The organism is Amycolatopsis cihanbeyliensis (assembly GCF_006715045.1).
GTDB classification, from domain to species: Bacteria; Actinomycetota; Actinomycetes; order Mycobacteriales; family Pseudonocardiaceae; genus Amycolatopsis; species Amycolatopsis cihanbeyliensis.
The window spans coordinates 396,675-409,938 of sequence record NZ_VFML01000001.1; the positions used below are offsets into that span (position 1 = coordinate 396,675).

A 13,264-nucleotide genomic window follows, 5' to 3' on the forward strand; every position below is an offset into this window, starting at 1 on the left:
TTGTAAAGCAGTTCCCGGTCGGGCGACGAGAGGCTAGTGTCCGGCCGTGCCGTTCTTGCTCTCGGTGAACCTCGGTGCGGTGACTGCGACAGGGTACTCGGACCTTGGAGCGACGGGTATCGATAAGAAGCCTGTAGCAGGCCCTGTCGAGGTGCGTGCGCCCGGTGTCAAGGGCGTTGGTGGTAGCGGGCTGGTCGGTGATCGAGTCCGCGACCTGCGGCATCACGGTGGGAACGACCAGGCCGTCTATGCCTACGCGCGCGAAGACTTGGATGCGTGGGCTGTGGAGTTGGCTCGGCCCTTGCCGTGCGGGACTTTCGGCGAGAACCTGACTACCAGCGGGATCGATGTCACTGGTGCCTTGATTGGCGAGCGTTGGCAGGTCGGCGCCAAGGTTGTTCTTGAGGTCGCGGTTCCTCGGGTTCCGTGCCGCGTCTTCGCTGGATGGCTTGGTGAACATGGCTGGGTCAAGACCTTCACCGCCAGGGCAGTCCCGGGGGCCTATCTGCGGGTGATTGAACCGGGCATCATCCAGAACGGGGATCCGATTACGGTGGTGCACCGTCCCGGCCACGACGTCACGATCAGCCTTGTCTTCCGTGCGTTGACAAATGAAAGTGCGTTGCTACCGCGCTTGCTCGCCGCTCACGCACTTCCAGACGAGGCCAAGGAACGTGCCCACAAACGTTTACCGATCGCGTTGGACGATTCATCCGGCTGAGGCAGGCCGAGCAGATACCGCCGCGTGTGCAGGCGCAACAGTTGTGGAGAACAGGCTTTGCTTGATCCGCACGGGCGGGTCGACCAGACCCGGCGACGGCTACCGCACCCGGCCGCCGGCTCGCTCAGCGACTCGTAGTCGCCACTCGCACGCCGAGGCCGATCAGTACGGTGCCGGCGATCGCGTCGAGCCGTCGCCGGATCGCCGGTCGCCGGAACCACTATCGCCGGTCGCCGGAACCACTGCCCGGCGCGGCTGACCCCGGACGCCAGCGCCAGGTAGAGCCCGGCCTCGAGGCCGAGCACCGTCGGCACCGCACCACGCGTGCCATGCAGCGCGGCCCGCCGCAAGACGAGCGCCATCGCAGGCCCCGGAGGTGCCGAGATCAACACCACCGCTGCCAGGAAAGCGGGCAGCTGGCTCAGCAACTCCACGCGGTTATACTTCCGAGCCGCGCCATCCGTCCGCAACCTGGTTTCGGTGGACCGGCACATACCCCGACTACGCCGGTCCGGCTCACCCCGCGTAGCGCGCGGTCAGCTCCGTACCCAGCCGCGCGAGCTCGGCCCGGACCTCGTCCGGTTCCACGACATCCACCAGCGCACCCCAGCCCGCCAGCTGCCGCGCGATGTCCAGTGCGGTCGGCGCGGCCACCCGGACGCGCAGCCTGCCGTCCGCGCACCCCTGCCCGGAACCGCCCCGCTCGGCACGGCAATGGCGGCCGAACTGGTCCCGCAGCACGGGCAGGTACCGGTCCTCGGTCAGCACGGTCGCCGCGACCGGCGAGCGGCGTTGCTCGACCTCGGCCACGACCCGCTCCCAGGCCGCCGCGAGGTCGAAGTCGGCAGGCCGCTCGGCCGTCTGCTCGGTCGGCACCGCCTCCAGAATCCGGTCCACCCGGAACGTCCGCTGCCCGTCCCCGGTGCCGGCGACCAGATACCAGACGGCGTCCTTGTCCACCAGGCCCCACGGATCGACCAGTCGCCGGGTGCGTTCCCCCGACCGGTTGGCGTAGCTCAGCCAGACCTTGCGGTGACCGACCACGGCCTCCTGCAACGCCTCCACCAGCTCCGGCCGCTCGTGCCCGCGCTCACCCCACCACACCGGATCCACCACGGCCGCCTCCGCGGCGGCCCGCGCCCCGCCGCAAAACGGGCCGGGCAGGGCCCGCACCAGCTTGCGCAGCGCCGACCGCAGCTGCGGCGCGGTCGCGGTCCCTGCGAGCAGGAACAACGCCTGCGCCTCGGCCTCGGTGAGCCCGCTCAGGTCGGTCCGCGCACCACCGACGAGGGACCACCCACCGCCCCGTCCGGGCTGCGGGTACACCGGCACACCAGCGGTGGACAGCGCCTCCAGGTCCCGACGTGCGGTCGCGACGGACACCTCGAGCTCACCCGCCAGCTCCGCCGCGGTCACCCGGCCCCTGGCCTGCATCAGCAACAGCACCGCCACCAGCCGGTCCGCACGCATGCGGCTTCAGTCTGCCAGAAAAGTGCTCGGTAGATGAGCACTTTCCGCCGCAGGATGAGGTCAGCTCCAACCAGGACCAACCAGAAAAGGAACCTCATGTTGCGCGGATTCACCACCATCTCCTATTTCGCCGACGACCTGGACGTCGCCCAGCGGTGGTACACCGGGCTGCGGGGGCTCGAGCCCTACTTCTCCCGTTCCGGTCCGGACGGCCGGCTGGCCTACATCGAGTACCGCATCGGCGACTACGGCACGAGCTGGGCATCGTCGACAGCCGCTACACCCCGGCGGCGCGAGCCCCGGCCACGGCGGTGCCATCATGTACTGGCACGTCGACGATGTGGCCGCGGCCATGGAACGGCTCCTGTCCCTTGGCGCGCGGGAGCACCAGGCCATCACCGAACGGGGCACCGGGTTCGTCACCGCCGCCGTGCTGGATCCGTTCGGGAACATCCTCGGCATCATGTACAACCAGCACTACCTGGACGTGCTCCGGAAAGGGGCGTAGATGGCGGCTTCCCCGCACTCGATCCCGGCGATCACCAGCAGGCTCCGCGCCGTGGGCTGCGTGTTCGCCGAGGACGAGGCGCGGCTGCTCGCCGAGGCCGCGCACTCGCCGGAGCACCTCAGCGCACTGGTGGACCGCCGGGTCACCGGCTTGCCCCTGGAACAGATCCTCGGCTGGGCACAGTTCCACGACCTGCGGATCGCGGTGGAGCCGGACGTGTTCGTCCCGCGCAGGCGCACCGAGCTGCTGGTGCGGCAGGCGACCGAACTCGCCCGGCCCGGCGCGGTCGTACTGGACCTGTGCTGCGGCACGGGCGCGGTCGGTGCCGCGCTGGCTACCATCGTGGACCGGGCCGAGGTACACGCGGCCGACCTGGATCCCGCCGCGGTGCGCTGCGCGCGCCGCAACCTGGCTGCCGCGGGCGGCAGGGTGTACGAGGGTGACCTGTACGAACCGGTACCGGCCCGGCTGCGCGGAAACGTGGACCTGCTGGTGGTGAACGCGCCCTATGTACCCACCGACGCGGTCGACCTGATGCCGCCGGAGGCCCGCCTGCACGAGCCCCGTGCCGCGCTCGACGGCGGGGCGGACGGGCTCAGCGTGCAGCGCAGGGTGGTGGCCGAGGCACGGAACTGGCTGGCGCCCCGCGGCCACCTGCTGATCGAGACGAGCGAGCCGCAGGCGCCGCGGCTGGCCGGCGCCTGCGCCGACGCAGGGCTGGTGACGCGGATCGTCGGCTCCGCCGAGCTGGACGCCACCGTCGTCCTCGGCTCGGCCGGGCTGGTGCCGGACCCTGCCATTACCATGACGGCATGACGGGGCTCGCCGAATTCATCGCCGGTATTCCGAAATGCGAGCTGCACGTACACATCGAGGGCACGCTCGAACCCGAGATGAAGTTCGACTTCGCCGAGCGTAACGATCTCGTGCTGCCGTATGCCGACGTCGCGCAGCTACGCGCCGCGTACGCCTTCCACGACCTGCCCTCCTTCCTGAAGGCGTACTACGAGGGGATGGAGGTGCTGCTGACCGAGCAGGACTTCTACGACCTCGCCTGGGCCTACCTGGCCAGGGCGCACGCCCAGAACGTGCGCTACGCGGAGATCTTCTTCGACCCGCAGGCCCACACTTCGCGGGGTGTCTCCTTCGACACCGTCATCCGCGGGCTGCGCAGGGCGCTGATGGACGCCTACCGGCTGCTCGACCTGCGCGCCCAGCTCATCATGTGCTTCCTGCGGGACCTCCCGGCGGGATACGCCATGGCTACTCTGCTGGAATCCCTGCCCTACAAGGAATGGATCGTCGGCGTCGGGCTCGACTCCGACGAGCACGGGAACCCGCCTTCTGCCTTCGCCGCCGTGTTCGAACGGGCCCGTGCCGAGGGTTACTTCCTGACCATGCACTGCGATGTCGACCAGGTGAACACCACCGAGCACATCCGGCAGTGCCTGGCCGTGATCGGGGTGGACCGGATCGACCACGGCGTGAACGCGCTGGACGATCCGGCCCTGCACACCGAGATCGCCCGCCGCGGGCTCGGCCTGACCGTGTGCCCGATCTCCAACCGCCATGTCCGGGGCGACCTCGGCCATGACGCGCTGCGGCGGATGCTGGAACTGGGCATGCGGGCCACGGTCAACTCCGACGACCCGGCGTACTTCGGTGGCTACGTCACCGAGAACCTGCTGGCCGTGAGCGAGGCCGCCGGCCTGGGGGAGTGGGAGGTGCTCCAACTCGAGCGCAACGCGTTCGAGATCGCCTGGCTGCCGGCAGGAGTGCGGGATCACTACCTCGCCGAGCTGGGTGCCTACGGCGAGGCCGGAGGCACCCAGTCCCAGGGCGTGGTCGAGCACCACCGGATCTGATCGGCGAGATCAGAACACCTCGACGACCGAATAGCCACCGGTGGTCGTCAGCGCCACGGTGCTGACGACCAGTATGCCGTTGAAGAGTTTGTCGCTGAGCAGCCGTGGGTCCGTTTCGGTCTGACGCAGGTACCAGACGGCTACCACCACCGCGGGCAGCACGACGGCGCTGGCGATCCCGCCCAGTTGGATCATGAACACCGGAGACTGGACGAAGAGGTAGACGATGCCCCAGACGATGGGCAGGGCCACGGTGAATATCCGGATCCATCGCTTGCGTGCCGCGACGTTCCTGCCAGTCGAGAAACCCCGCGGAGCTGAGGAAGTTGGTATAGAAGCGAGCCCATTCCGGCAGGGCAGCCCAGAGGGTCGAACCCAGCACAACGACCGCGCCGATAAGGAACGCGGTGGATGCCCAGGAGCCGAGGGTGACGCTGACACCACCGAGAACACTCAGGGCACCCGGTCGGACACCCCATGTCAAACATGGCGGTTGGTCATATCCACGGGCCGAACTGGATGCCTACGGCGATGCCCCGGCGTCGCCCAGTCGTGAGGCTTGAGCGTAGAGGTAGCGCTGCTGCGGGATGTTCGTGGTGCGTTCGGCCGCCTCCAGGTAGGCCGCGTGAGCCCGTTCCGGTTCGCCCGCCGTCTCCAGCAGGTGCGCCCTGGCCGCGGGCAGCCGGTGATCGCCGGTGAGACGCTCGTCGGCCTCGAGCTTCGCCAGCAGGTCCAGGCCGGCGGGCGCACCCCGGACCATGGCTACCGCGACCGCGTGGTTCAACGCGATCACCGGGTTGTCCGAGATGCGCAGCAACAGCTCGTACAGCGCCACGATCTGCGGCCAATCGGTCCGCTCGCTGCTGGGTGCCTCGTCGTGCACTGCCGCGATGGCGGCCTGCAACTGGTACGGCCCGGCGGGGCCATGGGGGAGCACGCCGGTGAGCAGGGCCGTACCCTCGGCGATCAGCTCGGTATCCCACCGGGTGCGGTCCTGCTCGGCCATGAGGATCAGCGACCCGTCCGGCCCGGTCCGCGCCGGCTTGCGCGCGTCGGTGAGCAACATCAGCGCCAGCAGCCCGGCGATCTCACCATCCTCGGGCAGCGAGTGGTGCAGGACCCTGGTGAGCCGGATCGCCTCGGCGGTGAGATCGTCGCGGCGCAGGCTGGGCCCCGAGGTCGTGGCGTACCCTTCATTGAAGATCAGATACAGCACGTGCAGCACGGCGCCGAGCCGTCCGTCCCGCTCCGCGTCCGCCGGCATGCCGAACGGCAGGCCACTGCTGGTGATGGTCCGCTTGGCCCTGGTGATCCGCCGGGTCATCGTCGCCTCCGGCACGAGGAACGCGCGGGCGATCTCCGCGGTGGTCAGCCCGCCCACCGCGCGCAGGGTGAGCGCGATCTGCGAGGCAGCCGACAGCGAGGGATGGCAGCACAGGAACAGCAGGATCAGGGTGTCGTCGGCGTCCTGAGCGGCCCGGTCGGCCGCGGGCGCGAGCCAGTGGCCGGGGAGCGTCCACTGGACCAGTGTGTCCTCCCGCTGCCTGCGGGCCTGCTCGCTGCGCAGCAGGTCGGTCAGCTTGCGCGCGGCCACCCGGATCAGCCAGCCACGCGGGTTGGCCGGGGTGCCCTCGGCAGGCCACTGGGTCGCCGCCGCCAGCAGTGCTTCCTGCACGGCGTCCTCGGCAAGGTCGAAGTGGCCGTACCGCCGGACGACCGCGCCGAGGGCCTGCGGCGCCAGGGCGCGCAGCAGGCCCTCCAGTTCGGTATCGGGCACTCTCAGAGTTCCGGCTCGGAGCCCGCCACCGGCCGCACGTCGATCGGACGCTGCGGTCCCGGCCCCGAGCCCAGCTTGGCGGCGATCTCGGTCGCCCGGTCGAAGCTGGCGCAGTCCACGATCCAGTAGCCGGCAAGGATTTCCTGGGTCTCGGCGTACGGCCCGTCGGTCACGACCGGCGCGCCCTCCCTCAACTCCACCCGCCTGGTGTGCACCGGCGCGGCGAGGCCCTGCGCGTCCACGAACTCCCCGGACTCCTCCAGCTCCTGGTTGAACGCCAGCAGGAACTCGTCAATCTCCGCCATGTCCTGCGCGGACAGGCTCGGCTGCTCGCCCTCGTTGCCCGCCATGGCGTTGTAGTCCTGCTGCGTGCCGGGGATCATCAGGATGTACTTCATGTCGGCTCCTCCGTTGTGTCGTGTCGGCACCGCGTGCCTGCCTTCACCCGAGACGTCGGAGCCAATCACCGGGACCGGACACCCCCTACCGCACCGATTTCACCCAATATAGTAAGCCCCGATGAACGGAACGGTGTGGTTGGCGGCCGGCGGGGTCCTGCTGCTGGCAGGTGGGGCAATCCTGCTGCTCCACTGGTGGCGACCGCGAACCGACGGGGCGCCGCTCGCGCTCGCCGGCACGTTCCTGGTGTCACTGGGGCTGCTGGGCGCGGTGGCGGGCCTGCTGCTGTTCGAACCGGACACCACCGCCGTGGACGCACTGAAGACAGGTGGCCTTGCCGGTGGGGCAGTGGTAGCCCTGTACGCGCTGTGGCTCAATGACCGCCGTCGCAGGGTGGAGGAAAGCCGTCAGCAGCTGGAGAACGAGCGGGCCGAGCACGACAGGGAAAAGTCGGCCGATGAGCGCTTCGCCAGGGCGGTGGAGCTACTGGGGCAGGAGGCCGACCAGGCCAGGGTCGGTGCGGTGGCGGCACTCGCCGGGGTCGCCCGTGCCCGGCCGGAGTACACCCAGGTCGTGCTCGACGTGCTGTGTGCGTACCTGCGCAGGCCGTTCGACCATCCGCGTTATCAGCTGCATCAGGGGGAGTGGGACCGCGCCCGCACCGAGGAGGCGGAGCGAGAGTTGCAGGTGCGGCTGTCCGCGCAACGGGTGATCGCGGACCTCCTCCCGGACGTGGGTGACCCGGATGGCATCGAGTACAGCCTTGACCTGACCGGCGCCGCGCTGGAGTACTTCCGGCTGCGGGACCGGATGGTGGGCACGCTCGTGCTGCGGTATGCCACCTTGTTCAGCAGCAACGACTTCAGTGGCTCGGTGTTCCGGCGTAACGTCTGGCTGACCGCCGCGACAGTTCGCGGAGGCCGGCTGGACGGGCAACTGCTGTGTCGCGACGTCACCTTCGGCAAACGCGCCTGGTTCAGCGGTTTCACGGCCAAGGGCAGGGTGCTGTTCACCGGCACCAGTTTCCACGGTCCGGCCAAGTTCAGCGGGTCCGAGTTCTCCGGCGAGACCGACTTCACCGGCTGCACCTTCGCCGAGCCCCCACTCGACCCGCCGGTTCAGGCTCGGGCACGCTGCTGACCCGGCGCGGTGCTCCACTGACGACGCACGCGCGTGGTCTCCGCGGCCGGGTCGTGTGGCCGGTGAGTGCCCAGGTGGCGAGTGCGCAGAGCGCGAGTGCCGCACCGAGCATGGTGGGGCCCGTCCAGCCCGCGGCGTCGAACAGTCCGGTGGTCGCGGTGGCTCCGAGTGCGGAGCCGAGGGAGTAGAAGACCATGTATCCGCCGATGGTGCTGCTGGTGCGGTCGGGGTATGCGGTGGTGAGGATGTGCTGGTTGCTGACGTGCACGGCCTGGACGGCGAAGTCGAGCACGAGCACGCCGAGGACCAGTACGAGCAGGGACCAGCCGAGCTGTCCGATCGCGATCCAGGAGCCGAGCAGGAGGGCGAGCGCGATGCCGCTGACCCGGCTGGCGTGCCCGGCGTCGCCCCAGCGGCCGGATCGGGCGGCGCCCAGAGCGCCGGCGAGCCCGGCGATGCCGAACAGCCCGATCTGCCCTTCGCTCAGGTGCCACGGCTCACCGGACAGGGGCAGCGCCATACCGCTCCAGAGGGTGCCGAAGGAGGCGAAGAGGAAGAAGGCGATCAGCCCACGGCTGAGGAAGACCGGCTGGGCGAACAGCCCGGCAAGGGATCGGATGACCTGTCGGTACCGTTCGGTGCCGGCACGGGCATCCGCGGGTAGCGCGATGAGGCTGAGGGCGCAGAGGGCTGCGGCGAGCGCCGCCAGTACGAGGTAGCTGCTGCGCCAGCCCCACAGGTCGGCCAGGCTTCCGGTGACGATCCGGGCGCCGAGGATGCCGACCACCACGCCGGAGGTGACGACGCCGAGGTTGCGTCCACGCTGGCCGGGCGGGGAGATCGAGGCCGCGTAGGCGACCGCGGTCTGTACCACCACCGCGAACACACCCGCGACGGCGAGGCCGCTGAACGCCACCCAGGCGGCCGGTGCGGCCGCGGTGACCGCCAGCCCGGCCGCCACCAGCCCCAGGTGCGCGGCGATCAAGCGTCCGCGGTCGAACATGTCACCGAGCGGCACCAGCAGCACCAGCCCGGCGAGGTAGCCCAGCTGCCCGACGGCCACGAACCAGCCGACCGCATCGCGCGCGACGCCGAGGTCGTGTCCCATCGGCCCCAGCACCGGCTGCCCGGCATAGACGCTGGCGACCGCCACCCCGCACACCACCGCCAGCAGCAGCCTCGCCCCTCGACTCACCGCTACCTCCCCATTTGGTTTCACTTTGCAACTCTTCGGAGGATAGGTCAGAATGGTTTCATTCCGCAACTCGTGGAGGGGTAGATGGCACGGGACGACGTGGCGGGGCAGGGCCCCGCGTGGACGGATCCGACCTGCCCGGTTGCGCGGGCGGTGGACGTGGTCGGGGACCGGTGGAGCCTGCTGATCATCCGGGACGCGATGGACGGTGCCCGCTCGTTCACCGACTTCCAGCAGCGCACGGGCATCGCCCGCAACATCCTCACTGACCGGCTCCGCAAGCTCACCGCGCACGGCCTGATCACCCGGGTCGAGGCCCCATCGGGCAAACGCAGGGTGTACGCGCTCACCGCGGCGGGCAAGGACCTGTTCCCCGTGATCGTCACGCTGCGCCAATGGGGCGAGCGGCACGCCTTCGAGGCGGGTGAGACGCACTCGATCCTGGTCGATGAGCATGGCACGGTCGTTCCGCGGGTCGTCCCCGCTACCGCGGACGGATGGCCACTGACCGGTGACACGACCGCCGTGCGAAAGCGTACGTAAACACCGGGCGTTGGTGTCCGCTCTCCCCGGACGGTGTCAGGTGGGCGTGACCGTTTCCCTGCTGGGGCCGGCAATGATGGTGACGACCCGCGCACGTTGCGATCCTGACTGGTGGGCGAGGACGACTTGCGCGGCCGCGTCCGGCTGGTCTCACCCCCACCGGAGCCGGGCAGTGCCAGGATGGGCAGCATGCCTTCCACCTCCGAGAGTTCCGCCGGGGCCGTTGCCAACGACTACGACACCTTCGCCGAGGCGTACACGGCCGAGAACGAGGCCGGCCTCATCAACGCCTACTACGCGCGGCCCGCGATCCTGGACCTGGCAGGGGAGGTGGCCGGTCGGCAGATTCTCGACGCAGGCTGCGGCTCCGGCCCCCTGTCCGCGGCGCTGCGCGACCGGGGCGCCATCGTGACCGGCTTCGACTCCAGCGCCAAGATGGTGGAACTGGCCCGGAACCGGCTCGGCGCCGACGCGGACCTGCACGTCGCCGACGTGAGCAGGCCGTTGCCGTTTCCCGACGGCGCCTTCGACGATGTCATCGCGGCCCTGGTACTCCACTACCTGGAGGACTGGACCGCACCGCTGGCCGAGTTGCGGCGCGTGCTGAGGCCCGGCGGGCGGGTGATCATGTCCGTCAACCACCCCATCGTCTTCAAGCTGATCCATCCCGAAGGCGACTACTTCGCGACCAGCAAGTGGTCCGCGGAACACACCTTCAACGGCCAGAACGCCGTGCTCACCTTCTGGCACCGGCCACTGCACGCGATGACCGACGCCTTCACCGCGGCCGGGTTCCGAACGGCCGTCATCAGCGAACCGCATCCAGCACCGGGCGCCCGCGAGCGGTTCCCCGACGAGCTCGCGGGCAAGTCAGCCTTTCTGTGCTTTCTGTTCTTCGTCCTGGAGGCTGTCCGTTCTCAACGATCATGACGACCCCGAAGGGATTCGCCATCCCGTCGACCCCGGCACGGGCCAGCTCATGGGCGCGATGGCCGATATGCCAAGGTTCTCACCGGCTGGGCCGTCGCACTGACCTGATCACCTCGGCGTTGACTTCCGGAACTCGCCACTACACCGCTCGGCCGACACACGGGCCGGGCGGTCCTCATTTTCACGACCAGAATCCACCCAAATCCGCCGAGCGACACCCAAATTACGCCCCCAAACGACTCACCGTGCCCGCTGTGTCAGCAGGGGTATGGTGATGTCGTCGATGATTCGTTCGATGGCCGTGTCGGGCACGGGTTTCAGCGTCATCAGCACCTCGTGCCGGAACAGGTCGAAGGGCAGCGAGGTCAGGTGCGGCTTCAGGATGGAGGCCTCGATTTCTCCTCGATCGACCGCTCGCGCGATGATGGCCTCGGCCGCCGAGCTCTGGCCGGCCAGGACCCGCGCGCGCAGCTGTTGGCCGCCTGCATCATCTTGATCAGGTCACCGCGCAAGGTTCCGGTGTCCGGGACATCGACCACCCGTGTGGAGCTTTGGTGCAGCAGGGCCGCCTCGACCATCAGTGCTTTGTTGGCCCAGCGGCGGTAGATCACCGGTGTGCTCGTACCGGCTCGCTTGGCCACCGCTTCCAGGGTGAACCCCGCGTAGCCGCGCTCGGTCAACTCGGCCCACGCGGCCCCGAGTAGGGCCTCTTCCAGGTCCCTGCCTCGCCTACGCTGCATGTCGACTACCTCTCAGCAGGGCGTTGCTGGGCACCTCGAGAAGGATGAAGCCCACGAAGAACAGCGTCACGCCGAGGCCGTACACCGCGGGCCCGAGGCCGAGGTCACGTCGCAGGCCCTGCTGCGCGATCCCGATGTTGGTCCGGTCGATGAAGCTGACGATGTAGCAGGTCACCAGTAGCGGCATAACCCGCAGCGCGATCCGGCGGTACGTGGCGGTGCGGTCGACCGCGGCCACGTCCGCGGCGGGGAGCTCCGGTTGTCCGGCCGGGGATCCGGGTTCGATCACAGGTGCGACTCCTGTGTCTCCGGACCCGCCCTCCGGGGCGGTGGCCAGCCGAGTGTCGACATCACCTGTTGATTGTCTCAATAGCTGAGTTCGCCACCGCTGTATGTCCGCGGCTCGATAAGGAGTGGGTTCCAGGCCTTTCACCTGGCAGGGAAGGCCCCGGTCCGAACCGTGTGGACACCAAGCAGATCGAAGGGAGTCGACAAACCGGACATCGAGCACGGGTCGCAGCTCGAAACTTTCCCTCGGCACCAGGAAGAGTCGAACCTAGATCGGGTCAACTCTGTTGATACTATCAATACAAAGACCGGCGGCTGCCGCTCCACCCGGTGCCGCGGGTCCACATGATCGAGACAGCGGGGCGACAGGCCCTCGCAACGTGCGACGATGCCCTCGTCGACGCCGTAGCCGGCCCGCAACGGCTTATCACAGTAAGTTTCATCACAGTAATACAGTCAGTTTTACATTTTGTTTACCTTGGGCAACAAAGCACGGACAACCTCTCAGTAAAATGTCAGACGGAGTCCGTTCGTGCCACTGGGAGCAATCTCGATGACAGGAAAGGGCAAAAGTTTGTTAAACGACACCCGGGGTACTCGCGGGACATCGCCGATCCGGAATCATGATCATGGGAGTACAGTCGAGCTCGATGCCACGGAATCATCGACTACCGATCCAAGTCGTACCGATGGCTCGACCTGCCAGTAGGATTACCGGGTCAGGTGGCAACGTGTTGAGTTCCGCGGCATTGCGCAAGGTAGCCAGAAACTGCGATCCGAGAATATTCGCGAGCGGGCCGACCGCGCGGACAATAATCGCATCTCCACCTATCAAGTTCGCCGCCGACGTTCTCCGCGGTATTGCCCAGGTCGACTTCATGTCGACGTTGCTGTGTTCTGCATTCTTCGTCGCGGCGATTTTTTCGGCGGGCTGGCGATACGGGGCGTTCGGGCTGCTCGGCGCCGCGGTCGCTACCGGCACCGCGTACTTGTTACGGGTGGACAGGGCGCGGATAGCGGCCGGCCTGGACGGGTTCAACGGCTGCCTGGTCGCCATCGGCCTCGCCGTGTTCCTCGGCCCGGAGTACCTGTCCACCTGGCTGCTCGCGATCGGTGGCTCGGCCGCGGTCGTGGTGGTCACCGCCGCGGTGGCGAACCTGCTGCGCGGCTGGAACATCCCGACCTTCACCCTTCCCTTCTGCCTCACCACCAGCGCGATGGTCATCGCAGCACCGGGATTCGAGCACGTGTGGCACCAGGACAGGAGACTCGCAGCACTGTCCGAACCGGCCGGTTCCGGCACCGGTCTGTACTGGAGCGACATCTGGCACGCGCCAGCCGTGTCGCGGGCGCGATGGCCTGTGTGGGGAGTGTGGTCGCGATCGCCGCCGCGTGGACGCTCGGTGCTCCGGCAGCGGACATCCACAATGGCCTGCTGGGATACAACGCGGTGTTGGTCGCCATGGCTCTCGGTGGGGTGTTCGTCGTGCTCACCCGATGGAGCTTCGGCTACGCTGTCGCCGGCGCGGTCGTATCGACCTGCCTGACCGCCACCATGACCGCGTTCTTCTCCCCCTTTGGTGGTCACACCTTGACGTGGCCATTCGTCCTCACCACGCTCGTGTTCGTCGCCGCCATCCCGTCGTTCCCTGGCCTGCGCCGGACCTGACCACGCCTCGCTGGAAAGC

Annotated in this window: 15 protein-coding genes and 1 pseudogene; 8 read left to right on the plus strand and 8 right to left on the minus strand. The window is 68.6% G+C overall.

Annotation, left to right across the window (positions count from 1 at the left end; all coding sequences use genetic code 11):
- Nucleotides 1-46 precede the first annotated feature (46 nt).
- A complete protein-coding gene (locus tag FB471_RS01415) occupies nucleotides 47-721 on the plus strand; it encodes an MOSC domain-containing protein (RefSeq protein ID WP_246076192.1) in 675 nt (224 codons plus the stop codon).
- Between the two features lie 516 nt (nucleotides 722-1,237).
- Here the strand turns inward: FB471_RS01415 and FB471_RS01425 are convergent.
- Nucleotides 1,238-2,191: a helix-turn-helix transcriptional regulator gene (locus FB471_RS01425; protein ID WP_141995557.1), complete on the minus strand. Its 954-nt coding sequence runs from the start codon at nucleotides 2,189-2,191 to the stop codon at nucleotides 1,238-1,240.
- Nucleotides 2,192-2,510: 319 nt separating this feature from the next.
- Between FB471_RS01425 and FB471_RS35615 the strand changes: the two genes are divergently transcribed.
- From FB471_RS35615 to add, 3 genes are read left to right on the plus strand one after another with little or no spacing between them, the layout of a single operon-like run.
- Nucleotides 2,511-2,699 (plus strand): VOC family protein, encoded by a 189-nt coding sequence (locus FB471_RS35615; protein ID WP_342779397.1) that lies wholly within the window; start codon nucleotides 2,511-2,513, stop codon nucleotides 2,697-2,699.
- Nucleotides 2,700-3,515 carry a putative protein N(5)-glutamine methyltransferase gene (locus tag FB471_RS01435; protein ID WP_141995558.1) on the plus strand — a complete coding sequence of 272 codons (816 nt, stop codon included), beginning with the start codon at nucleotides 2,700-2,702 and terminating at the stop codon, nucleotides 3,513-3,515.
- On the plus strand, nucleotides 3,512-4,564 hold the full coding sequence (add, locus tag FB471_RS01440; protein ID WP_141995559.1) for an adenosine deaminase: 1,053 nt from the start codon (nucleotides 3,512-3,514) through the stop codon (nucleotides 4,562-4,564). Before FB471_RS01435 ends, add begins: the two co-directional genes overlap by 4 nt.
- 9 nt (nucleotides 4,565-4,573) lie before the next feature.
- On the opposite strand, the gene FB471_RS01445 is transcribed toward add, so the two are convergent.
- The 3 genes from FB471_RS01445 to FB471_RS01455 all read right to left on the minus strand — a co-directional run bounded on the left by FB471_RS01445 (nucleotide 4,574) and on the right by FB471_RS01455 (nucleotide 6,739).
- A complete protein-coding gene (locus tag FB471_RS01445) occupies nucleotides 4,574-4,816 on the minus strand; it encodes a hypothetical protein (protein ID WP_141995560.1) in 243 nt (80 codons plus the stop codon).
- Between the two features lie 271 nt (nucleotides 4,817-5,087).
- Nucleotides 5,088-6,341 carry an RNA polymerase sigma factor gene (locus FB471_RS01450; protein ID WP_141995561.1) on the minus strand — a complete coding sequence of 418 codons (1,254 nt, stop codon included), beginning with the start codon at nucleotides 6,339-6,341 and terminating at the stop codon, nucleotides 5,088-5,090.
- A 2-nt stretch (nucleotides 6,342-6,343) separates the two neighbouring features.
- On the minus strand, nucleotides 6,344-6,739 hold the full coding sequence (locus FB471_RS01455; RefSeq protein WP_141995562.1) for a YciI family protein: 396 nt from the start codon (nucleotides 6,737-6,739) through the stop codon (nucleotides 6,344-6,346).
- Nucleotides 6,740-6,860: 121 nt separating this feature from the next.
- Here FB471_RS01455 and FB471_RS01460 point away from each other — a divergent pair, with 121 nt between their 5' ends.
- Complete coding sequence (locus FB471_RS01460; RefSeq protein ID WP_141995563.1) at nucleotides 6,861-7,880, plus strand: pentapeptide repeat-containing protein; 1,020 nt, start codon at nucleotides 6,861-6,863, stop codon at nucleotides 7,878-7,880.
- Here FB471_RS01460 and FB471_RS01465 read toward each other — a convergent pair.
- Nucleotides 7,816-9,075 carry an MFS transporter gene (locus FB471_RS01465; RefSeq protein WP_246076193.1) on the minus strand — a complete coding sequence of 420 codons (1,260 nt, stop codon included), beginning with the start codon at nucleotides 9,073-9,075 and terminating at the stop codon, nucleotides 7,816-7,818. The two genes, FB471_RS01460 and FB471_RS01465, sit on opposite strands and share 65 nt — an antisense overlap.
- Before the next feature lie 84 nt (nucleotides 9,076-9,159).
- On the opposite strand from FB471_RS01465, the gene FB471_RS01470 reads away from it, so the two are divergent.
- Together FB471_RS01470 and FB471_RS01475 are read left to right on the plus strand one after the other, a co-directional pair.
- Nucleotides 9,160-9,618 (plus strand): winged helix-turn-helix transcriptional regulator, encoded by a 459-nt coding sequence (locus FB471_RS01470; protein ID WP_141995564.1) that lies wholly within the window; start codon nucleotides 9,160-9,162, stop codon nucleotides 9,616-9,618.
- Nucleotides 9,619-9,807: 189 nt separating this feature from the next.
- Nucleotides 9,808-10,548: a class I SAM-dependent methyltransferase gene (locus FB471_RS01475; RefSeq protein WP_141995565.1), complete on the plus strand. Its 741-nt coding sequence runs from the start codon at nucleotides 9,808-9,810 to the stop codon at nucleotides 10,546-10,548.
- Between the two features lie 240 nt (nucleotides 10,549-10,788).
- On the opposite strand, the gene FB471_RS34765 is transcribed toward FB471_RS01475, so the two are convergent.
- Genes FB471_RS34765 through FB471_RS01485 form a run of 3 tightly spaced genes read right to left on the minus strand, consistent with a single transcriptional unit; the run spans nucleotide 10,789 to nucleotide 11,577 of the window.
- Entirely contained in the window at nucleotides 10,789-11,019 is a 231-nt protein-coding gene (locus tag FB471_RS34765) for a TetR-like C-terminal domain-containing protein (protein ID WP_342779486.1), read from the minus strand.
- The gene (locus tag FB471_RS01480; RefSeq protein WP_246076194.1) at nucleotides 10,926-11,288 is read right to left on the minus strand and encodes a helix-turn-helix domain-containing protein; all 363 of its coding nucleotides are present in this window, start codon (nucleotides 11,286-11,288) and stop codon (nucleotides 10,926-10,928) included. Before FB471_RS01480 ends, FB471_RS34765 begins: the two co-directional genes overlap by 94 nt.
- Nucleotides 11,278-11,577 carry a hypothetical protein gene (locus tag FB471_RS01485; protein ID WP_246076195.1) on the minus strand — a complete coding sequence of 100 codons (300 nt, stop codon included), beginning with the start codon at nucleotides 11,575-11,577 and terminating at the stop codon, nucleotides 11,278-11,280. Before FB471_RS01485 ends, FB471_RS01480 begins: the two co-directional genes overlap by 11 nt.
- 877 nt (nucleotides 11,578-12,454) lie before the next feature.
- On the opposite strand from FB471_RS01485, the pseudogene FB471_RS01490 reads away from it, so the two are divergent.
- Nucleotides 12,455-13,245: pseudogene (locus FB471_RS01490) on the plus strand (urea transporter).
- Nucleotides 13,246-13,264 lie beyond the last annotated feature (19 nt).